This window comes from Sphingomonas aquatilis (assembly GCF_014196115.1).
Lineage (GTDB): Bacteria > Pseudomonadota > Alphaproteobacteria > Sphingomonadales > Sphingomonadaceae > Sphingomonas > Sphingomonas aquatilis.
In genome coordinates this window covers 42,752-63,005 of sequence record NZ_JACIDB010000012.1, presented here as the reverse complement: position 1 = coordinate 63,005, position 20,254 = coordinate 42,752, and the positions used below count along the sequence as shown (strand labels likewise).

Genomic DNA, 20,254 nt, shown 5'->3' with positions numbered 1-20,254 from the left:
CGGCACACCCGCCAAGGTCAATGCGAACGCTGGTCTTGCGGCCAGCGACAAGGTAAACTCGGCCAGCGTCTCGGATGGCAGTCATGAGAGCGTATTCTCAAGCGCCGGCTTGGCGACGACGTGTCCGGCGCGGCGGAGCAGAACTTCGAGCAGGTTGATTTCACGCGGCGTCGCGTCGATCGCGACGCCGCCCACCTCGGCCGACCGTGAGGCACAATCGAGCACGACGTTGCCCGCGGCGAGCCGGGTGCCGAGCGACGCCCCGGGTCGTCGCAGCAGGGCACGACACCGCGCCGCGAGCTCGGGAATCTGGAACGGCTTCACCAGATAGTCGTCGGCGCCCGCGTCGAGTCCGGTGACGCGATCGTCGAGGCCACCTCGCGCGGTCAGGACAAGGATCGGCGTCGCATTCTTGTCCCGGCGGGAACGGCGGACGATGTCCAAGCCGTCTCCATCGGGTAAGCCAAGGTCGACCAGTAGCAGGTCATATGTCGCCACCTTCATCGCCAGCTCGGCGTCCTCGACGGTCTCGACCCAATCGACCGCGAAACCCTGCGGGATTAGGCCGTCCCGAACCAGGCTGCCAAGCCGGGCGTTGTCTTCAATCAGCAGCAGGCGCATGGTCGATGTCGGTCCCCGTTGGTGCACGTTTGTAGCCAGTGACCATCGCCAGCGGCAGGTTTTCCCGGTGCCGCACGCTCTCGACGATCGCACCGATGACATGCAGGGCTACCGCGCCGATCAGAACATTGGCGGCGGTTTCGTGCAACGTCTCGACCCAGCCCACACCCCAGAATTGGTCGAGCCCCATCATCCATCCGCTGGTCCCCACCGTCGCCAGCAGGACAAGGAGGACGACGATCATTGCGCCCCCGGCCGGGTTGTGCCCGATGTAGCGCGGCTCGCGCCGGGCAGCCATCGCGCGAAAATAGCGCAGCAACACGAACGGGCCTGGCACGAAGCTGGCGAACCGCGCGTGACGCCGGCCGATAACACCCCAGATCAGCCGGATCGCCAGCGCCGTGACGACAACGTAGCCGACATAGATATGCGGTGTCTCCTCGTGCCGAAGAAATGTCAGGTTGGCGATGACGCCTCCCGCCACGGTCCAGTGGAAGATGCGGACGATCGGGTCCCAGACCTTGACCCTGTCGCGGCTGCGGGCAGGGTCTCGGGATGAGGCCGCTGGAGCGAAGTGTTCCATCGTCAGTCGACGTTGTTCTGAACGATGGCGCCGTTCACCGGATTAAAATAGACCTCGGCGCGCTTGCCGTCCTTCGTGTGGGCGTAGATCTCGTAGCAGCTGCCGGACACCTGGAACACCTTGACGTCGCGATAGCCCATCCTGGCGACGCGGCCTTTCATCTGTGCCGGTGTCATCCATTTGGCCTGGGGTGCCTTGGTGCAGACGGGGGACGCCATCGCCATCGGCGCAGCTGCGACGGCGACGAGAAAGGCTGCGACCTTCAAGGGTGCAAAACGGGTCATCGAACGAACTCCTGTCAGAGGCGGGATAGCCTTGATGACGGGGAGATCGCAGGAGCGCCTGACCGGAACCTGACAGCGCAGCGAGTTTTTTCCCACGTCTTGAGAATACGTTTTCTGTCAGCTCGTCAGGTCGCCGTCAGGACCTCGGTCGATAGCAACGCAGCCGCACTTCCGGCGGCAATGGAGATCCGACCATGATGAAGTCCCTGATCGTCGCTGCCGCCGGTGCCGCGACCATTTTCGCCGTCAGCGTGACCGCCGCGCCGTCGGCGCCGACCCGCCCGCTAGCCGCCAGCACGCGGGCGAACCTCGAAGCCGCGATGCACGGGGAGGCTTATGCCAACCTGAAGTATCTGCGGTACGCCGACCAGGCGCAGGCGGCGGGAAAGCCCGAACTCGCCAAGCTCTTCCGCGCATCGGCCAACGTCGAGGCCAACGAGCACTTCGATCGTGAAGCGCAGGCGCTGCGGCTCGGCAGCAGCAACAATGTGAACCTCGAAGATGCCATGAAGGGCGAGCACTACGAGAATGTCACGATGTACGTGAATTTCGCCAAGGAGGCGGAAGCGGCCGGCGACAAGAAGGTGGCGCAGATGTTCCGCCAGATCGCGGTCGACGAAGGCACGCATTACGCGGCTTACAAGGCTGCCCTGGCAAAGCTCCCCCGTCGCTAAGCCAGCTGCAGGCGCCGGCCCGGCCATCCCCCCGGCGGGCCGGCGCATCAAATCGGGATCGTTCGATAGGTTTTTAACACACGCCCGCCGAATGGGGCCTGAAAAAGCGCTCAGTGCCCTAATCGCGCAACATCAATTCGAACGCGAGATTTTCAACAGCCACGTTCGGTTGTGACACTGGTTAGGAAGCCGAGCGATCAGCTGCCAAGCATTTTTCCGTCAATCTCCTGACCATAATAGTCCCCTTTGGGGTGAAACTGCTTACGTGCGCTCTCGACAGTCCCGGTCTGCCGCGGATCGCGGGGTCGCTCGCGACTATCGACATAGGCGGCGACATCCCACGCCTGCTGATCCGTCAGCGTGTTGCCCTCACCATAAGGCATGTTGGCCTTGATGAACCCGGCAGCCGACGCCAGCCCGGTCATGCCCGCACCCCAATTGTAGGAGCGCGCTCCCCACAGCGGCGGGATAGTATAGCTGCCGTCCGGGTTCGCCTGCCCTTGGCCGTTCGCACCGTGGCATGATGCGCACTGGCCGGCGAACACAATCGCGCCGCGAACCGGATCGTGCCCGATCGGGGTTGTGGCGAGCTTTATGAACCCGCGACCGGGCAGCGGCTTGCCGGATGGCGCGCCGGTCGCGAGCCAGGCGAAATAGCTCTGGAGATCGCGGTAGATATCGTCGCCATAGGGCGGCGGGGCGCCGGCTTTCGAGGCGGGCGCGTTCATCGAGTAGAGGAAGCAGTCGCGGATGCGATCCTCCATCGTGTTCACCCGGCCGTTCTTCGCGCGATAAGCTGGGTAGCTGACCCAGGCCGCCCACATCGGGGACGCATCGGCCTTCCGCCCGGCATCGAGGTGACAGTTGCTGCACGTCAGGCCGTTGCCGACGTACTGGCCGGCATGAGCCGCGCTCGCGGTGAAGATCAGTCGACCGCGCCGGATCGCGTCGCCGTCCGGCCCGGCGGGGATGGTGCTTTCCGCCGGTGGCGAAAAGGCGGCGTCCGCTGCTACCTCGACGGGTGCCTGCACGGGCGCGTCAGACTGCCCTACCTTGTAGGTGACGACGAGGACGAGCAGCGCGGCGGTAATGGCGAAGATGATACGCTGGGCATCGCCATCATCACCGGGCGTTGGCGGCGTTGGTTCGGTCATTTGCCCGCGCCGAAGTGGTTGAGCGGCACCTTGAGGAACGCTGTGCCGCACGCCTCCGGCTCCGGCAGGCGACCGCCGCGGATGTTCACCTGGAGCGCGGCAAGCATCAGGTCCGGCAGCGGCAGGGTTGCGTCGCGCTTCTCGCGGGTGGCGACGAACTCGGCCTCACCGATGCCGTTGTGCACATGGATGTTGTCACGACGCTGGTCCGCCACGGTCGATCGTCCAAAGACTTCGCGCCCGTCCTTGCCGTAGTCGTGGCCGACATAGGTCGCGGTGCTGGGCGGCAGTTCGAGGATCGCCCGGATCGAGCGCCACAGCGCGCGCGCGTTGCCGCCTGGAAAGTCAGCCCGACTGGTGCCGCTGTCGGGCACCATCAGCGTGTCGTGGACGAACGCCGCGTCGCCGACGACGTAGGTGATCGAGGCGAGCGTGTGGCCGGGCGACAGCATGACGTGCGCGTCGAGCGAGCCGATCCTGAACTGCTCGCCATCGGCGAACAGGCGATCCCACTGGCTACCATCGACGGGCAGGTCAGGCAGGCAGTAGATGTCCTGCCAGAGCTTCTGCACCTCCACGACCTTGGTGCCGATCGCGGTTTTGCCCCCTGTCTTTTCCGCGAGATACGGCGCGGCCGAGAAGTGATCGGCATGGGGATGGGTATCGAGCACCCATTCCACAGTAAGTCCCTTGGCGCGGACATATTCGAGGATCATATCGGCATTGTCGGTTGCGGTCGCACCGGCACGGGGATCGAAGTCGAGGACCGGATCGATAATCGCGGCGGTCTTCGTGGCTTCGTCGACCACGACATACTGGAAGCTGCCGGTGCGCTCGTCATGGAGCGACGCAACCGTCATGCCCTTGTGATTATACTCGATCATGTTTCGTATCCTCTCGCATCGTCAGCTTTCTTCCCGCGCACGCGCGAACAGCCGTTGGAAATCGCTGGCGTCGATCGCGCCCGTCACCAGCATGGGACCGGCAAGATAACCCGGGGTGCCCGCCAGTCCGATCGAATAGGCTTCCTGTCCGTTCGCCCGCAGGCGGGCTGCGACAGCGTCCGCGTGGGCGGCAAGCCAGGTCATCGCGCGCAGCCAATCGCCGCCAGCGCGCATCACGACGTCCCGCAACACGTCGTCGTCGATCGTGCGGCTGTCCGTCATCAACGCACGATGGACGGTCGGGTAAACTCCCTGTTCGGCGCACGCGAGCGCCACGCTTGCGGCACGTTCGGATGGCGGACCGAAGATGGGCCAATCCTTGTAGATGACCCGCACCTTGCCGTCGCGTTGCACAGCCTCTTCCAGGGCGGAAAATCCATGACGGCAGGCCGGGCAACGATAGTCGGTGAACACGGCAAGCCGGAGCGTAGCATCGGCAGGTCCGTCCTCGGGCGAGCCGTTACCGGCAAGGATCAGGTCGGCGGTCGGCCCGACGTCGCGCCCGATCGGGGCGGTACGCCGTAGAACCTGCCCGACTGCCCAACCACCCACGACCACCGCGCCCAAGCCGGCAAGCTGTCTCCGATTGAGCGGCCCGGGCATGGTCAGCGCGCCGCTGGTTTTTTGCGCGCTTCCGCGACGAGACGACGCAACGTCGGGAGATCGACAGCACCGGCGACGACCTGCGAGCCGACGATCAGCGCTGGTGTTCCGTTGAAACCGATCGCCTGGGCGATGCTATCGGTGCGCGTAAGCAGCGCGTCGATTTCGGCGCCACGGTTCTTCAAATCGCGTTGCAGACGGGGCCAGTCGACCTTGGCTTTGGCAGCCGCTGCCTTGACGCCCGCGCTGTCGAGCCGCGCCGGCGAGGTCATCAGGGCCTCGTGAAAGGCGGCATGCCTGCCCTGCCATTGGCTCGCGACAGCCGCGCGTGACGCCTCACGCGAGGCAGGTCCGAAGATCGGCCAGTCCCGGTACACGACCCGTACCTTCGGGTCGGAGCGAAGCAGGGCGTTCAGCACCGGCTCCATGCGACGGCAATAGGGGCAGTTATAGTCGAAAAACTCGACAACCGTGACGTCGTAGGTCCTGCCGGCGCGCTTGGGAGCCACGGGATCGTCAACGACCGCCTTGCGCGACAGATCGGGCTGCTGGGCCATGAGAGGCGTGATCGGCGCGGCGAAGGCAAGCGCGGCCAGGAGGCCCCGAGACAACAGGTTGCGACGATTCATCGGTGTTTCCTTGCTAATTCGATTCCATCGGCGAGCGCAGCGCGTGACAATTCACCGAGCTGGAGCTGTACGATCGTGCCGTCGCCCGCAACGAAGGCCGTTGCGGGATACCCCGCCACCTTCAGGGCTTGAGAAAGGCCACGATCGGGGTCGAGCGCGACATGGCGCGCTCCGATATTTTCACGGCCGAGAAAACCGCTGACGATCGCTTGCGCCTCGCCCTGATCGGCAAGAAGGATCGGGACCTCGCCAGGGCGCGACGCAACCGCATCGAGCATCGGCAGCTCACGCCGACACGGACCGCACCATGTCGCCCACAGGTTGACCACGAAGGGCCTGCCACGGAAGCGATCGAGTGGAAGCGGCGCGCCGGACGGGGTTGTCAGGTTGAGATGATAGGGGAACGGGCCGTAGGTCACGGGAGGGATCAGCGCCTGAAGCGAGAACCAGAGGCCACCCGCAACAGCCAACGCTCCCCAGCCTGCCGCCAGCGCGCTTGAGCGGCCAAGCCGGATCGCCAGCATCGCCGCAGCGCCCAGAAGCCCTGCAACGGGGGAAAAGCCACCCTGCCACACGGCAAGGATGGACAGCGGAGCGCCGGTGTAGCTCGACCAATGCGCTGCGACGTAACCGATCCGTGCCGTGACCAGTCCAGCGACGATGGCGCTGGTGGAGACCGTCGATACGCGAGGGAAGCGGAACCGACCGGCCAGTGTCGTGAGGCCAAGGAACACGACGATGCACAGCACGGCAAGCCCGCGATCGACGGCCAGCATCAGCGGCCCGATGGCAATCGCACCCGCCATCAGAGAAACGCGGCCGCGCTTTTCCAGAGCATGTAGGCCGCCACCACGAAGATCAGGACGGCGAAGACCGTGGTGAGCGTGCCGCCCGTACCGAGGCGCTTCGCGATGCGCGTGCCGATCAAGCCGCCGACAACTCCACCGGCGATGAACACGAAAGCCAGCGGCCAGTCCACCAGACCCGAAAATGCGTAATTGGCGGCCGTCGTCAGCCCGAACGCGGTGACGGCGATCAATGACGTGCCGACGGCGTTCAGGATCGGCATGCCCGTCGATCCGATCAGGCCGGGGACGATCAGAAAGCCCCCGCCGATGCCGAAGAAGCCCGAGAACAGACCGGTGCTGAGGCCGTAGCCCAGCACCTTCGGCGCCTTTTCCCGGTTGCACTCCGCCCCCGGGTTGCCCGTGTCACCGCGCCCGCGCAGCATCAGGACGCCGACGACGACCATGACCAGTGCGAACAGGAACAGGAGCTTGCCGCCGTCGACGGCCTTGCCCGCGGTAGAGCCGAACAGGGCGCCGATGACGCCGGCGGTCGCATACATGCCGCCACAGCGCCATTTGACGTTATGCGCCCTTGCATGGCCGATCAGCCCCGTGGCGGCGTTAGCCGCGACGGCGAACGCGCTCGTGCCGATGGCGAGATGGGCGTCGGGCACGCGCACCAGATAGACCATGAGTGGGACGGCGAGGATCGAGCCGCCCCCGCCGACAAGCCCGAGGGTAAAGCCCACCAGGCTGCCGGATAACGCACCCAGCAGATACTGGATCGGTTCGAGGGTCATGCCGCTTTGCCGATCTTATGCGGAGCCGCCATCCATTCATGGCCTTTCAGCATGCCTTGCCAGTAAATCGGGGGCAGCATCCGCTCCTTCAGGAACCAGGCAGCGCGCGTCGGGCGCGTGCCGTTCAGCAGCCACGACGGAAAGCTGGGGAGCAGTTTTCCACCATAGCCGAACTCGGCGAGGACGATCTTGCCGCGCTCGACGGTGAGCGGGCACGACCCATAGCCGTCATAGTCGACAACAGGAGGCTTGCCTTCGAGTGCGGCGAGCGCGTTGACCGCCACCACGGGTGCCTGCTTGCGGGCTGCCGCAGCCGTCTTCGCATTGCTCGTCCCCGCAGCATCGCCCAAGGCAAAGACGTTGTCGTATCGCTTGTGGCGCAGCGTCGCCTCATCGACCTCGACGAAGCCGTTTGCCGCCGCGAGCGAACTTTTGGCAACGACGTCATGCGACACCTGCGGCGGCACGACGTGGAGCATGTCGAACCCGCGCTCGATCCGCTCGCTGACACCGTTCTGCTTGCGCTCGAAGGTGGCAATACGCCGATCGGCGTCGACCGCGACGAGGTTGGATTCGAGCTTGAGGTTGATCCTATACTTCTCGACATATTCCATCAGCGCAGGGACATAGGTCGCGACGCCGAACAGCGCCGCACCGGCGTTGTGAAATTCGACGTCGATCGCGGGGAGAACACCGCGTTCGCGCCAGATGTCGCAGGACAGGTACATCGCCTTTTGAGGCGCGCCGGCGCACTTGATCGGCATCGGCGGTTGCGAGAACAGCGCGCGTCCCCGCTGCAATTCCTGGACAAGCTGGTAGGTGTAGGGCGCCAGATCGTAGCGGTAGTTGGACGTGACCCCGTTGCGGCCCAACGCTTCGGTAAGCCCCGCGATCTTCTCCCACGCCAAACGCAGGCCGGGGGCGACGATCAGGACACGATAGGCGATCGTATCCCCGTCGCCCAGGGTGATCGCCTGACGCTCGGGGTCGATGGTGATCGCCGGCAGCCGGATCCATTCGACGCCCTTGGGCATGACATCGGCTTCGGCCTTGCGGGTCTGTTCGGGGGTGAAAACGCCTGCCCCGACTAACGTCCAACCGGGCTGGTAATAATGGTCCCGGGCCGCATCGACGACCGCGATCGACACCTTGGCGTTACGTTTCAGGATGCTGGCGGCGGTTGCGATGCCCGCAGCTCCGCCTCCGATGATGACGATGTCGTAGGTCATTTGCCGGTTCTTTCGGACCGGCGAGCGAGCGCCGGCTTCAGATCGGCCAGGTCGTACCCGGCTGCCTTGGCCTGACCGACGATCGTTTCGGGATCGGCATGACTCGCCTCCGCCAGCGCCCATAGGGTAGCCGCCCGCGTGCCGCTTCGGCAGAAGCCGAGCGTCGGTCCCGGCAGCGCAGTCAGCGCTTCCTTCATCCGGTCCGCATCGGCATCGGTCGCCTTGCCCGGCACGATCGGGACATGGGCGAACGCAAGGCCGTGTTCTTCGGCGATCCGGGCCATCTCGTGTGCGCTCGGCTGTCCCTGCTCCTCGCCATTTGGCCGGCTCGAAACGATCGAGCGAAACCCCGCCTGTGCGGCGGCAGCGACATCATCCCGGGTGAGCTGGGGAGCAGCCGAGAAGGACGGTGTGATCTTCTTGAAGGCCATGTAATGTCTCCTGTCCGGTCACGCCGAACGGCGTGGGATGAGTGCGAAGCGGTGGATGGCTGCGCCGAGCGCCATTGCAGCGGTGAAGAGCAGCGCGGGGGCAGGCTGGATCGCGAGCGCGGCGATGGCGGGGCCGGGGCACAGGCCGACAAGGCCCCAGCCTATGCCGAACAGGGCGGCACCGCCGAGGAGGCGCGCGTCGATCGGCGACGTGGCCGGCGTATGGAATTGCTCCGCGACGATCGGCGTAGAGCGTCCACGCACGATGAGCCAGGCTATCGCCATCGGCAGGATCGCTCCCGCCATGACGAATGCCAGGGTCGGGTCCCAGGCACCGGCGACGTCGAGAAACGCCCGTACCCGCGCAGGATCGATCATGCCGGACACGGCGAGGCCGGCGCCGAACAGCGTGCCGCTGACGAGCGAAAGAAGGCTCTGGCGCATCACGATACCACTCCCGCGAGACGCATGAGGGTCACGGTGGCGATGCCGGTCGCCATGAACGTGCCGGTCGCGACGATGGACCGCGGCGACAGGCGCGACAGGCCGCAGACGCCGTGACCGCTGGTGCACCCCGCGCCGAGCCGCGTCCCGATCCCGACGATCAGCCCGGCGACGGCGATCAGCCCGAGCGACGTCGGGAAGCGAGCTTCCACATTCACATTGGCTGCGGTCAGCGCCGCGCCCAGGGGCAGCCCCGCCGTGAAAAGCAAGGCCATCATCCAAGGCGCTCCCCCTTCAGAGAGAGCGAGGACACGCGCGAACATGCCGCTGACCCCGGCGATGCGGCCGTTGCCAAGCAACATGATCGCCGCAGCGAACCCGATCATCAGGCCGCCGATGAAGCCGGCAAGCGGCATGGCATGGGGAAATCCGGGCATCACAGCGTATCCAGTGGAATCTTGAGGTAGCGGGTGCCGTTGACTTCCGGCTCCGGCAGATGGCCGCCGCGCATATTGACCTGCACCGATGGCAGGATGAGCTTGGGCATCGACAAGGTGGCGTCCCGACTGGTGCGCATCGCGACGAAGTTGTCTTCGTCCACCCCCTCATGAACGTGGACGTTGCCGACGCGCTGCGCGCCCACGGTCGTCTCCCAGACATACCGGTCGCGCCCCGCAGCCTTGTAGTCGTGGCACAGGAACAGCCGCGTCTCGTCGGGCAACTGCATCAGTCGACGGATCGAGCGGAATAGCTGGCGCGCATCACCACCGGGGAAGTCTGCGCGTGCGGTGCCGTAGTCCGGCATGAACAGGGTATCGCCGGTGAAGACTGCGTCGCCGATGACATAGGCCATATCGGCGGGGGTGTGCCCCGGCACATGCAGCGCGATGGCCTCGATGTCGCCGATCGTAAAACGGTCGCCATCGTCGAACAGGTGGTCGAACTCGGAGCCGTCCCGTTCGAAGTCGGTGCCGGCGTTGAAAATCTTGCCGAAGACGTTCTGCACGCGAATGATGTCGCGGCCGATCGCGAGCTGACCGCCCAGCGCCTTTTGCAGATAGGGCGCCGCAGACAGGTGGTCGGCATGAGCATGGGTTTCGAGCAGCCAGTCGACCGAAAGGCCGTGCTCCCGCACATAAGCGATTACCGCATCCGCCGACGCCGTATTGGTGCGACCGGCCGCAGCGTCGAAGTTCAGGACACTGTCAACGATCGCCGCCTTTCGCGTGGCGGGGTCCCAGACGACGTAGGTCGCGGTGTTGGTCGGCTCGTCGAAGAACGAGTGAACGACCGGCGCTACCGCCGCCTTCGCACGTTCAATCTGCGCAACTGCCTCATTCAACGCCGATTCCACGATCGCCTCCAATTATTGATTTCATGGTTTATGTAGTTGTGTAATCCGCTTGCGTCAACGGGCTGGCCGTGCCATCTGAAAAGCATGGAAACGATGGATGCAGACGTACCGCGCTCGTTGCGCATCGGGGACGCGGCCCCGAATTTCACCGCCCGCACGACGCAGGGCGCGATGTCGCTCGATCAGTATCGTGGTCGTTGGGTCGTGTTCTTTTCGCACCCGGCTGATTTCACGCCGGTCTGCACCAGCGAGTTCGTGGCCCTGGCGAAGGCCGCACCGCAATTCGAGGAGCTCGACTGCGCCTTGCTCGGGCTGTCGGTTGACAGCCTGTATTCGCATGTCGCCTGGTTGCGCGCGATCAAGGATGTCTTCGGTGTAGAGGTGCCGTTCCCGGTCGTGGAAGACCCGTCGATGGCGGTGGGTTACGCCTATGGCATGCTTGACGAACAGGCCGGCGACGCCTCGGCCGTGCGCGCGACCTATTTCATCGATCCTGAGGGCATCATCCGTGCGCTCAACTGGTATCCGATGAACGTCGGGCGATCGGTCGACGAGATGCTCCGCACGGTGAGGGCATTGCAGCGATCGGCCGATGGGCAGGCCTATACGCCGGCCGACTGGCAGCCGGGTGACGACGTCCTGCTCCCGCCCGCCTTGCCGTGCAGCGCCGGTGCCGACTGGTTTCATCAGTTGAAGGCCGATCGATGACGGCGATCCATCAATCCCGCGCGATCGCCGATGCGGCGGTCGAAAAGCTGCGCGTGTTCGCTCAACCCCAGCGCCTCATGATCCTGTCCTATCTGCTGGGCGGTGAGCGGCAGGTTGCGGACATAGAGGCTGCGACCGGCGTGACCCAGCCGGCCCTCAGCCAGCAGCTTGCCGAGCTGCGCCGCGCCGAGCTGGTGAAGACGAGACGCGAGGCAAAGCAGGTCCATTACCGGCTCGCCGATGACGCAGCCGCAATGTGCGTGCGCACGCTCGAGGCGATATTCGGCGCCGATGATCTAGCCGTGCATGAGGCAGCGCCCGCTTCCCGACCGTCGCGAGCGCGCGGGGCGTCGGCTGCCACGCGGCCGCAAAATATAGGCGCAGCCGTATTTGCGAGGGTCGGATAATCATTCCGGTTTCGAAAGGACAAACCAGATGCGGCTTCCCGCTATCGCAGTTGCAGGATGCTTGGCCGTCATGAGCAGTGCCGGGTCAGCAGGCGTCACCGCGCAACAACCCGTGATTGCCGGCTATGGCAGGATCACGCCGGTAGAAGGCGCGGTTGAGCGGCCGGACCACTCGCTGCGATATCGTGTGCTGTTCAGTGTGACGAAGGCGGCGTCATCTCCCGACAAGGTCAATCCCTCGCTGGAGAAGGTCGCACGCTTCCTGAACCTGCTCGGGGCGGACGGCGTGCGGCCGGCACAGGGAGATGTGATCGTGATCGTCCACGGGCCGGCGACACCGATTATTGCCGATGATGAGGCATATGCGACGAAAACCGGTGCCACGACGAACCCCAATCTTGCCTTGATAGCGGCGCTAAGGCGGGCAGGCGTGTCCGTTCGAGTGTGCAGCCAGGCTTTAGTCGGGAATGGGATCGCTCCGGTCACGGTCGATAAGGCTATCGAAGTCGATGTCTCGGCTCTCACCACAATGGCGACATTGCAGATACGTGGTTGGGCGCTGATCCCTGACTGATCGTACCGAACTTCCTGTTTTATCATTCCAGTCCGTAACGCGGCCGGTGTCACAACCGTCTGGTTGTGACACCTGCGTAGCACCCCAGCTTTTCCGCGGGTCTACAGGTGTCGGAACCCCGTGTCAGAATGGCAGGTTGGAAGCGACTATGCGCGATTATCCTGCGGTGATACCCAGGATGCCGCTCTGCTGCTCCACGCGGAGACCAATCCGCGGTGGGGTTCGGTCTGCCACGACCCGCAGGTAAAACATGTACGGTACTCAACTAGTCTTCTGCGGCTGAGCGGCCCTTGAGCGGTGGAGCGCGGTCACGCGCTTGACGTGGGCGATGCTGCACCCGGCGAGCTCCGCGGTCTTCGCGATGCTCATGCCCGCCTCGCGCAGACCTACGATGCGCCGGTGGTGGGCGAGGTCCGGCTTGCGGCCGGTGTACCGCCCCGCCCGCTTGGCAATCTCGATGCCCTCGCGTTGCCGCTCGCGCCGGGTCTCGTAGTCATCCCGCGCCGTCTGCAGCGCGACCCGCAGCAGCATGTCCTGCACCGCCTCCAGCACGATGCGCGCCACGCCTGCGCTATCAGCTACCAAGTCCGACAGGTCCACAATGCCCGGCACCGCCAGCCGAGCCCCCCTGCCCCGGATAGCATCCACCAGCAGTTCCGCTTCCTGCAGAGGCAGGCGGCTGATGCGGTCGATCTTCTCGGCCACCACCACCTCGCCCGGCTGCAGGTCCGCCACCATGCGCAGCAGCTCCGGCCGGTCCGGTCGCGCGCCCGACGCCTTCTCCCGGTATACGGCCGCGACATAAAAGCCGGCCGCCCGCGCACCAGCCACAATGCTCTCCTGCCGCGTCAGGTCCTGCTCGTCCGTGCTTACCCGCAAATACACCCGCGCCGCCCTAACCTCGCTGCCTGCCACCTGCTCATCACTCCTACTTGGCGTTGTTGGGTATACCCTTGTGAGCCAGTCACGCAGCAGTCGGCTCAGATCGGCAACTACCGGTCCTACGTAGCCTAGCTAAGCGAGCCGGGTCTAAGTAGCTGCTCCATCATCGATGAACGCTATATTGGTGATCGGCCGTGCATCGATCCCTGCCTCCACGCTGGTGTCCGACTTTGCTCTCCGGTATAAGGCCGTTGGGCGGGTAAGAGCAGCGGGTTTGGTGCAGATGGAAGCACAGAGGGTCAAGATCGTGGACGGTGGTAAGCTCGTGATCCCGGCGGCAATGCGCCGTGAGCTCGGGATCACCACGGGTGACACCGTTCTCGTCGATGTGGACGATGGCGAGCTGCGGGTACGTTCCGTACCTAAGGCACTTGAGCGTGCTCGCGCGATCCTGCGTAGGTATGTGCCCGAAGGCGTCGGTTTGGCTGGCGAGCTGATCGCGGAGCGTCGGCGTGAGGCGGAGCGTGAGTAGCAAAGTCGTACTCGACGCCTCCGCCCTGCTCTGCCTTCTGAATGATGAACCCGGGGCGGATCGGGTAGTCGATGTCCTGACTCGCAGCATCATTGGAACAACCAACCTCGCAGAGGTCATTTCCAAGCTACGGGTCCGAGGACTGCCACTTGACGACGTGCGTGAGGCGCTTGGCGGGCTGCACCTCGATGTCCGGCCGCTTACTCCTGCCCAGGCGCTCATAGTAGGCGACCTTCGGCCAGCGACGATGGCGCTCGGCCTGTCCCTCGGCGAGCGGGCATGTCTTGCCTTGGCGATCGACTTGCAAGCTGAGATGTTTACGACAGACGGACCTCTGGCGAGCGCGGACGTTGGCATTACCATCACCAACGTGCGACCGCGGACGGTGTAGTCGCAAGTTCGTGCTTTTGGGTACGGTATGCTCAACCTACTGGGTCAGCAGACGCGTTCGCTATGGCGCAAGGACAGGCTCGCCGCGATCGCTGCCTGAGATATAAGCGGCCGATCCGTTGGGGAGACAGGACCATTGCCGGCGCTCACGCCTAACATCGAGAACCGCGTCCGAAAGCTACCCAAGCCCTCGAACGCTACGCAGAGCCTGCAGCCGCTATTTGAGGCCGTGAGCAATGCCATGTTCGCGATCGAGGATGAGTTTGACGATCGCGTGTCCGAAGGACGCATCGACATATCCGTTTCGCATCTAAGCGACCCGGCGAAGATCACCATTGAGGTCGCTGATGACGGGATCGGGCTCGATCAGGAGCGGTACGGAGCATTCTGTACCATCGATACAGATTTTAAGCGGAGCAAAGGCGGCAAGGGCGTGGGGCGCCTGTTCTGGTTAGACGCCTTCGACGGGATCACTATCGAAAGTGGGTATCGCGACGCCACAGAGTTCAAGCGGCGGTCGTTCGAGTTCGTCCTCAATAATGCCGAGCAAGTTGTGCCGACGTACGAAGATAAGCCGGACTCGGCCGGGCACCACGGCACAAGGGTGCAGTTCCGCGGTCTCCGTACGAGAGAGTATGCTGACCCCTTCCCCAAACGAGCCGACACCTTCATGCGCTACTTCAGCGCGCACTTCATTGCGGACTTTTTGCTAGGTGGTGGTCCGACGATCCTCGTCGATGTGGACGGTGAGGTGACAGAATACCCGAAAGCGGTTTCTGACCTCGTCGTTGGCGAGCCGATGCAGGCAACGATCTTGAGCGACGAGTTCGGCGAGCTCCAAATCACCGGCTTCTTTTGCAAGCCTGAGGCGAGCACGGGTTTGGAGGGCCTTCATCAGCTGCACCTTCTGGCCAATGGACGTACCGTCGAGAGCCGAAAGGTTGACAACTTGCTTGGCGTCGAGCGTCTGGAGCGTGATGGCGAACAGGACCTCGCCTTCCATGGCTGCGTTTCGGGCGAGTACCTCGATCTACGGGTCAATGAGGGGCGAACAGCCTTCAACCTTACGGAGCGAACGCTCAAGCAGATCAGCCGGCAATGTATGGATGCCGTTCGATCGCAGATGATCCCAGACCAGGTGCGGCGCTACTTCGAAACGCGGAGGGAGCGGTACGAGTCCTTCGTCGAACGCTACCCCACTTACGGTTTTGACGATGACGATACACAGCTCGGCCGAGTGCCGCTTCATGCGGCGACGCCAGAGGAGTTCGCTTCTTTTCTCGTTAAGTTTCAGATCCGGCGGGACGAGGAGCGACAGGATGCGCTGCAAAGGCTCATTGATGTGCTTGACGCCGGAACCGTCCCCTTCAGTTTCGGCCAGACCGTCTCGGATGCAGCTCGCGAAATTCAGGCTTCGGAGCAGCTAGCCCTCGCGCAGCACGTCGTGCGCCGCAAGCTTGCTCTGGAGCTACTCGAAAAGCTCATCACTAGGATCAGAAGTCGCGATGGCAGTGCCGACGACTATCACCTGGAACGGACCCTTCACTCCTTCATTTGCCCGATGAACGTTCGTGGCGATGACGTGACTGAGCTGAAGAGCCGGGCGCACGAGCTCTGGATCGTCGATGAGCGGCTCGCCTTCACGCGCGCGTTCTCCTCTGACAAGCGCCTTGATGAAGTACTGGTTGAAGGCGGTACGGCCGATCGGCCAGATCTATTCCTATGGGACTTGGCTTACGGTCTGAGCTCCACTGATCCTGACCAGCCCGATGCGGTTGACCTATCGGAGCCGCTTCGCCGGGTTATGGTGGTCGAATTCAAGAAACCCGGTCGGCGAAACTATAGCGGTGCCAAGGACCAGATAGAGCAACAGATCACAAGGTATTTAGCCCAAATGCAGGGCGGAGAAATTGAGTCGTTCGGACGCTCACGCGTCAGGATAGCCAAGGATTGCATCTTCTATTGTTATGTTGTTGCTGACATTGTGGGGGACTTGACACAGCAGCTATCGAGTTGGGACACGACTGCGAACGGCCAAGGTCGCATTAGGCCTCTGCGCGGCGCTTATAGTGGGCAGATAGAGGTCATTCAGTGGCAGGACTTAGTCAATGACGCTTGGATGCGGAACCGGTCGACACTGCACGCTGCTGGGCTGAGCCGAAAGAGACTGATGCCTATGAGCTCAGTATCTGCAAAGCCAGGGTCGGTTGATGACGATGATTTCGGTGATTGAGCGGAGGTCGAGGGCTGGCCTGCCGTCGTGTGCTCGATTGCGCCGAGCATCAGCAGATACGACCTAGGTAACCTGCTAGCGCAACCTGCATAGATCCAGCTGCGCGTTAGCCGCGGAACATCCACTCTTTCAGGTTCAAGTCTGCCCTTAAAGGTGCACGCTCCAGAGCGCGACGTCGTCCACTGATTCGGGAAAACCTACAGCTTCGGGTACGGTCGCGGCCATGACGAGTGTGGTAGTTTGGCGGCGGCGCGAGCTGATGGATCGAGGAAGCTTGATTGAAGCATGGGAGGGCGAGCCGCCGGAGTTTCCGGTCGAGCCGTGGATCCACGAGGGCGACATCTGGCTGGCCGCCGATAGCCGGATCAGCATGCCGACCGAGCATGGCCGCATCCCGACGACCGACGCCGCGATGAAGATTCTCCCGATCACGCTGCGGTTCTTCCAGGAGCACGAGGATGGCGGTCCCGGCATGACGCCAACCTACCACTCCGAAATCGCCTTCGCCTGGGCTGGTGACACTCAACCAGCGAGCGCGACGTATCAGCTGGCGACCTCGTATCTGAAGGCGATGCACGGCCCTGCGTTCGAGAAATTTCCGACGATCAGCGACATTGCCGACATGATCGGCCGTATCGGCGCGCGCTACGCCGGCGAAACGGAGCGGCGCTTCGAGGCATTCGTGGTTGGTCAAACCCCGCACCGCACGGGCAACCCGCCGGTGCAGGTCTTCAAATTCGGATGTGATGAGGCCGGACGCCTCTATGGTCCGCGCGAGATTGACCTTTCTCAGCCGGGGAGCTTCCATCTTCTGGGAAGTCATAAACCGGAGATCAGTGCGGCCATCGACGGGGGTTTTGGCGGCAGCATCGAGTATGTGCCGGCGCGGGCGATCAAGGCGGTGATCGCGGCGGACGCAGGAAGCGATATCGGCGGCTCGATCGCCTTGGCGCGTGTAAGTGGCGGTAGCGTCGAGCTTTATCCCGGTTGGCGCGATCCGGACGATGGTCTCCCCCGCCCCTACGCCGACGAAGCGATTGCCCGCATCGGCGAATGGCGGGCTGGCGGGATCTTCGGCTGATGACGATAGACGACGATGAGCCGATAGCCGACGATCACTCGCAGCTAGATGATCGCCAGAGCCTGGTGAATGTCGCACAGGCGAACCTGCCGCTCGCCGGGCTTGGCATCGATGACCAGGAGCGGATCGCCCGCTACATGGAGCGTGCGTCGTCGTCGGCGACGCTACGTGCGTACCGGTCAGACTGGGCGATTTTCGAACAATGGTGCGCGGCGCGAGCGCTGGTCACCCTTCCAGCGACGCCAGTCACCGTTGCGGCCTTCCTGACCGATCTCGCCGATCAGGGCCGCGCGCGCTCGACCATCGGCCGACGGCTCGCCGCGATCATCTTCGCCCACCGCGCGGCGGGGCACCCGCCGCCGACCGATCAGGTGAACGCCAACATCTTGGAGCGCGCGATGCGCGGCGTGCGTGCCGATAAGCGCGACCAGCCGGTCGCGAAGAAACGCGCTGCTGACGGCGATATCCTGCGTGACATGCTGCGCGCAATCGATGGCGACAGCGTCCGCAGCTTGCGCGACAGGGCACTGCTCGCAGTTGGCATGGGCGGGGCGTTCCGCCGCTCCGAGCTGGTGGCGATCCGTTTTTCGCAGGTGACCGAGCTGGCCGAGGGTCTGCGCATCCATGTGCCGCATGCCAAGGGCGACCAGCTTGGACGGGGCGCCGACGTGGTCATTCCCGATCGCCGGCGTATCGCACCAGTCGCCTTATATAAAGCCTGGATATCGGCGGCGCCGATCACGGATGGCTTCCTGTTCCGGAAATTGACCCCACAAGGGCGCCTGACCGAAAAGCCGATGAGCGATCGCGGCGTCGCACTGGTGGTCAAAGCGCGCGCGGCCGCCGCGGGCTACGACCCCGAACTGTTCTCAGGCCATTCGCTGCGCGCTGGGTTCCTCACCGAGGCGGGACGCCAAGGCGCGAACCTTTTCAAGATGAAGGACCACAGCCGCCACCGGTCGATCGAGACGGTCAGCGGCTATGTCCGCGATCACGAAGCGTTTCGCGACCACGCCGGCGACAAGTTCCTCTGAAGATCGCGCAACGTGGCGATCCGAGATCCGATCCGGTTTGAGGGCACGCTCTGCGTCCGTCCAGTCAGGGCGGGTCGCTCGGCCGCCGCTGCGCTTTAAGATAATCGACCGGACGTCTTTGTCTGGTACCCGTTTATCTCGCTTAATCGGTTTACGGGTTAATCGGGTTACTTGCGTCCTTATTCAGACCGGACACCTCTGCCTCGTCCGAGGAGATGCATCTGTCTCCTCCCGACCAGGCAGAGGTGTCCGGTCGGTCAGTCTTGTCTTCGGCCTATCAAGCGCTCATCTGCGAGCCTACGGAGACATCGGATGAGTGACAAGATCGAAAGCGAAGATGGCCAGCTGGAAGCGGCATCCGCGGCGAAAGCGCCTCGAAAGTCGGGTGCGGCCGCCAATAAATGGGGCGCAAAGGTGATCGCGCTCGGGTTCTGCATGTTGCCTTCGCTGCTGCTTCGCGCGCAGCGACGTCTCGGGCTCAACCCGACCCAGCTTGCCGTTTTGATCCAGCTCGCCGATTTCTGGTGGGATGCCGGCCGTAAGCCCTTTCCGAAGAAGGCCGATCTTGCACTGCGCCTCAACCTCAGCGAGCGCCAGGTGCAGCGCTACATCGCGGAACTGGAGGAGGCGGGCTTCGTGCGCCGGATCGAACGCCGTGCGTCGCACCGTGGCAAGATCTCGAACGAATATGATCTTCAGGGACTGGTCGACAAGCTGGCCGAGATCGAGCCGGACTTCCGTGAGGCAGCCGAAGAAGCGCGTGCCAAGCGGCAGGCCGTCGCCCGCCCTGGCATGCGGCGCCGCCGACCAGCGGCGGCTCCGGCGGATGCGGAGGCCTGAGTGACGAAGGGCCTGAACAAGAAGGTGCTGTGCTTCATCGACGAGTCCGGGACCGCCGGCAGCGGCCCCTTTCAGCTCGGCGCGCTTTTCGTCCTCGCTCGGGAAGCCGGGCGTCTCGACAAGGCGTTCAGCGACCTGCTGCCGGCGGATGCAAACGAGGTCCATGCCGTGAAAATGGCGAACGGCTATCTTCAAGGACTGCTCGATCGCCTGCGTGCTGGCGCCGACCTCGATCGGGTGGTGATGATCAACCAACATTTTCAGGGGCGGCAGGGGGCCCCGCCGGTCGTCTATGCACAAGCGGTCGTCGAGACGGTGAAGATCGGCATGAAGCGGTTTCGTTCAGTGCTCGGGCGCGACAGCGTCGGCAACGTCGATGTCATCACCGACGTCAATCAGCATAACGATCACCCTGATTTTGATGCCGAGATGGAGCGGGCGCGCAAGGACGACGGTCGCTTCAGAGGCGTCAATCGGGTCGTCCGCCTTGATTCCGGGGCCTCCCGGCTGCTTCAGCTTGCCGATGTCGTGGCCTATGCGCGGCGCTGGATCGTGGATGGTGAGATGAACGCGCAGGGCTTGCGTGAAAAGTACGGGATCGATCTGCTCTGATACGAAAAGAGCCGCCCCGAAGGGCGGCTCAGAAACGTGTCAGGGAGAATGGTGGCCGGCAACCAGGGTTTGAGACCCTGGGTAGCCACAGCGCTCATCCAACACGGGGCCGGAATAAGTCGCTTTGCAGGTCTCCCTGCCCGCTCCATGTACGCGCTCGCCATGCCGGATACAAGTACCAGTGGTCACGCGTGTCCCGTACGGGAGCCGGCGACAACCTGTACCGGGTAGTCGTTAACGCCTTGTACTTGGAAGGCGGCGCCGCTTCTCCTCCCTTGCTGCCAGATCGGCCTGACCGCGGGTACGGCGACGCTAGGCAAAGCCGACGGCCTGTACCGCACTGCGACCGTGACAACCACCCGATCTCAAGGGAGCCAATCTGCCCGCCGCTACGTCCGCCTGTTTGCTGAATGACAGTTTCGC

The 20,254-nt window shown here is 63.9% G+C and carries 26 protein-coding genes; 11 read left to right on the top strand and 15 right to left on the bottom strand.

Features of this window, described 5'->3' with window-relative positions; all coding sequences use genetic code 11:
* Nucleotides 1-81 precede the first annotated feature (81 nt).
* From GGR47_RS17235 to GGR47_RS17225, 3 genes are read right to left on the bottom strand one after another with little or no spacing between them, the layout of a single operon-like run.
* On the bottom strand, nt 82-621 hold the full coding sequence (locus GGR47_RS17235; protein WP_246343118.1) for a response regulator transcription factor: 540 nt from the start codon (nt 619-621) through the stop codon (nt 82-84).
* The gene (locus GGR47_RS17230; RefSeq protein ID WP_063690178.1) at nt 602-1,204 is read right to left on the bottom strand and encodes a cytochrome b/b6 domain-containing protein; all 603 of its coding nucleotides are present in this window, start codon (nt 1,202-1,204) and stop codon (nt 602-604) included. The genes GGR47_RS17235 and GGR47_RS17230 overlap by 20 nt, the downstream gene beginning before the upstream one ends.
* A gap of 2 nt (nt 1,205-1,206) precedes the next feature.
* Nucleotides 1,207-1,488 carry a PepSY domain-containing protein gene (locus GGR47_RS17225; RefSeq protein WP_064311358.1) on the bottom strand — a complete coding sequence of 94 codons (282 nt, stop codon included), beginning with the start codon at nt 1,486-1,488 and terminating at the stop codon, nt 1,207-1,209.
* Between the two features lie 194 nt (nt 1,489-1,682).
* On the opposite strand from GGR47_RS17225, the gene GGR47_RS17220 reads away from it, so the two are divergent.
* The gene (locus tag GGR47_RS17220; protein WP_051693705.1) at nt 1,683-2,162 is read left to right on the top strand and encodes an acyl-ACP desaturase; all 480 of its coding nucleotides are present in this window, start codon (nt 1,683-1,685) and stop codon (nt 2,160-2,162) included.
* A gap of 197 nt (nt 2,163-2,359) precedes the next feature.
* Here GGR47_RS17220 and GGR47_RS17215 read toward each other — a convergent pair whose 3' ends face one another.
* From GGR47_RS17215 to GGR47_RS17165, 11 genes are read right to left on the bottom strand one after another with little or no spacing between them, the layout of a single operon-like run.
* A complete protein-coding gene (locus GGR47_RS17215) occupies nt 2,360-3,316 on the bottom strand; it encodes a c-type cytochrome (RefSeq protein WP_018251203.1) in 957 nt (318 codons plus the stop codon).
* Nucleotides 3,313-4,200: an MBL fold metallo-hydrolase gene (locus tag GGR47_RS17210; protein WP_018251202.1), complete on the bottom strand. Its 888-nt coding sequence runs from the start codon at nt 4,198-4,200 to the stop codon at nt 3,313-3,315. The genes GGR47_RS17215 and GGR47_RS17210 overlap by 4 nt, the downstream gene beginning before the upstream one ends.
* Before the next feature lie 21 nt (nt 4,201-4,221).
* A complete protein-coding gene (locus GGR47_RS17205; RefSeq protein ID WP_338112065.1) occupies nt 4,222-4,818 on the bottom strand; it encodes a DsbA family protein in 597 nt (198 codons plus the stop codon).
* 47 nt (nt 4,819-4,865) lie between these two features.
* A complete protein-coding gene (locus GGR47_RS17200) occupies nt 4,866-5,492 on the bottom strand; it encodes a DsbA family protein (RefSeq protein ID WP_056432835.1) in 627 nt (208 codons plus the stop codon).
* Nucleotides 5,489-6,298, bottom strand: coding sequence for a TlpA family protein disulfide reductase (locus GGR47_RS17195; protein WP_018251199.1), 810 nt, complete (start codon nt 6,296-6,298; stop codon nt 5,489-5,491). The genes GGR47_RS17200 and GGR47_RS17195 overlap by 4 nt, the downstream gene beginning before the upstream one ends.
* The gene (locus GGR47_RS17190) at nt 6,298-7,080 is read right to left on the bottom strand and encodes a sulfite exporter TauE/SafE family protein (RefSeq protein ID WP_115381678.1); all 783 of its coding nucleotides are present in this window, start codon (nt 7,078-7,080) and stop codon (nt 6,298-6,300) included. Before GGR47_RS17190 ends, GGR47_RS17195 begins: the two co-directional genes overlap by 1 nt.
* Nucleotides 7,077-8,309 carry an NAD(P)/FAD-dependent oxidoreductase gene (locus GGR47_RS17185; protein WP_018251197.1) on the bottom strand — a complete coding sequence of 411 codons (1,233 nt, stop codon included), beginning with the start codon at nt 8,307-8,309 and terminating at the stop codon, nt 7,077-7,079. The genes GGR47_RS17190 and GGR47_RS17185 overlap by 4 nt, the downstream gene beginning before the upstream one ends.
* A complete protein-coding gene (locus GGR47_RS17180; RefSeq protein WP_018251196.1) occupies nt 8,306-8,740 on the bottom strand; it encodes a protein tyrosine phosphatase family protein in 435 nt (144 codons plus the stop codon). The genes GGR47_RS17185 and GGR47_RS17180 overlap by 4 nt, the downstream gene beginning before the upstream one ends.
* Nucleotides 8,741-8,758: 18 nt before the next feature.
* A complete protein-coding gene (locus GGR47_RS17175) occupies nt 8,759-9,184 on the bottom strand; it encodes a DUF6691 family protein (protein ID WP_018251195.1) in 426 nt (141 codons plus the stop codon).
* A complete protein-coding gene (locus tag GGR47_RS17170) occupies nt 9,184-9,621 on the bottom strand; it encodes a YeeE/YedE family protein (protein WP_170172224.1) in 438 nt (145 codons plus the stop codon). Before GGR47_RS17170 ends, GGR47_RS17175 begins: the two co-directional genes overlap by 1 nt.
* Nucleotides 9,621-10,526, bottom strand: coding sequence for an MBL fold metallo-hydrolase (locus tag GGR47_RS17165; RefSeq protein WP_193568886.1), 906 nt, complete (start codon nt 10,524-10,526; stop codon nt 9,621-9,623). The genes GGR47_RS17170 and GGR47_RS17165 overlap by 1 nt, the downstream gene beginning before the upstream one ends.
* 96 nt (nt 10,527-10,622) lie before the next feature.
* Here GGR47_RS17165 and GGR47_RS17160 point away from each other — a divergent pair, with 96 nt between their 5' ends.
* Genes GGR47_RS17160 through GGR47_RS17150 form a run of 3 tightly spaced genes read left to right on the top strand, consistent with a single transcriptional unit; the run spans nt 10,623 to nt 12,227 of the window.
* Nucleotides 10,623-11,246, top strand: coding sequence for a peroxiredoxin (locus GGR47_RS17160; protein WP_018251192.1), 624 nt, complete (start codon nt 10,623-10,625; stop codon nt 11,244-11,246).
* Complete coding sequence (locus tag GGR47_RS17155; protein WP_018251191.1) at nt 11,243-11,653, top strand: ArsR/SmtB family transcription factor; 411 nt, start codon at nt 11,243-11,245, stop codon at nt 11,651-11,653. Before GGR47_RS17160 ends, GGR47_RS17155 begins: the two co-directional genes overlap by 4 nt.
* Before the next feature lie 28 nt (nt 11,654-11,681).
* Nucleotides 11,682-12,227 carry a DsrE family protein gene (locus GGR47_RS17150; RefSeq protein ID WP_101750168.1) on the top strand — a complete coding sequence of 182 codons (546 nt, stop codon included), beginning with the start codon at nt 11,682-11,684 and terminating at the stop codon, nt 12,225-12,227.
* A 261-nt stretch (nt 12,228-12,488) separates the two neighbouring features.
* Here GGR47_RS17150 and GGR47_RS17145 read toward each other — a convergent pair whose 3' ends face one another.
* A complete protein-coding gene (locus GGR47_RS17145; protein WP_056432838.1) occupies nt 12,489-13,142 on the bottom strand; it encodes a recombinase family protein in 654 nt (217 codons plus the stop codon).
* Between the two features lie 250 nt (nt 13,143-13,392).
* On the opposite strand from GGR47_RS17145, the gene GGR47_RS17140 reads away from it, so the two are divergent.
* The 7 genes from GGR47_RS17140 to GGR47_RS17115 all read left to right on the top strand — a co-directional run bounded on the left by GGR47_RS17140 (nt 13,393) and on the right by GGR47_RS17115 (nt 19,831).
* On the top strand, nt 13,393-13,641 hold the full coding sequence (locus GGR47_RS17140; RefSeq protein ID WP_043061538.1) for an AbrB/MazE/SpoVT family DNA-binding domain-containing protein: 249 nt from the start codon (nt 13,393-13,395) through the stop codon (nt 13,639-13,641).
* Complete coding sequence (locus tag GGR47_RS19395; protein ID WP_353653269.1) at nt 13,622-14,032, top strand: type II toxin-antitoxin system VapC family toxin; 411 nt, start codon at nt 13,622-13,624, stop codon at nt 14,030-14,032. Before GGR47_RS17140 ends, GGR47_RS19395 begins: the two co-directional genes overlap by 20 nt.
* Before the next feature lie 240 nt (nt 14,033-14,272).
* Nucleotides 14,273-16,264, top strand: coding sequence for an ATP-binding protein (locus GGR47_RS17135; protein ID WP_147035407.1), 1,992 nt, complete (start codon nt 14,273-14,275; stop codon nt 16,262-16,264).
* A gap of 274 nt (nt 16,265-16,538) precedes the next feature.
* Nucleotides 16,539-17,345: a hypothetical protein gene (locus GGR47_RS17130; RefSeq protein ID WP_131588980.1), complete on the top strand. Its 807-nt coding sequence runs from the start codon at nt 16,539-16,541 to the stop codon at nt 17,343-17,345.
* The gene (locus GGR47_RS17125; RefSeq protein ID WP_082049422.1) at nt 17,345-18,379 is read left to right on the top strand and encodes a site-specific integrase; all 1,035 of its coding nucleotides are present in this window, start codon (nt 17,345-17,347) and stop codon (nt 18,377-18,379) included. Before GGR47_RS17130 ends, GGR47_RS17125 begins: the two co-directional genes overlap by 1 nt.
* A gap of 312 nt (nt 18,380-18,691) precedes the next feature.
* Entirely contained in the window at nt 18,692-19,219 is a 528-nt protein-coding gene (locus GGR47_RS17120; RefSeq protein ID WP_043061524.1) for a helix-turn-helix domain-containing protein, read from the top strand.
* The gene (locus tag GGR47_RS17115; RefSeq protein ID WP_043061525.1) at nt 19,220-19,831 is read left to right on the top strand and encodes a DUF3800 domain-containing protein; all 612 of its coding nucleotides are present in this window, start codon (nt 19,220-19,222) and stop codon (nt 19,829-19,831) included. It begins immediately after the preceding gene.
* Nucleotides 19,832-20,254: the final 423 nt, after the last annotated feature.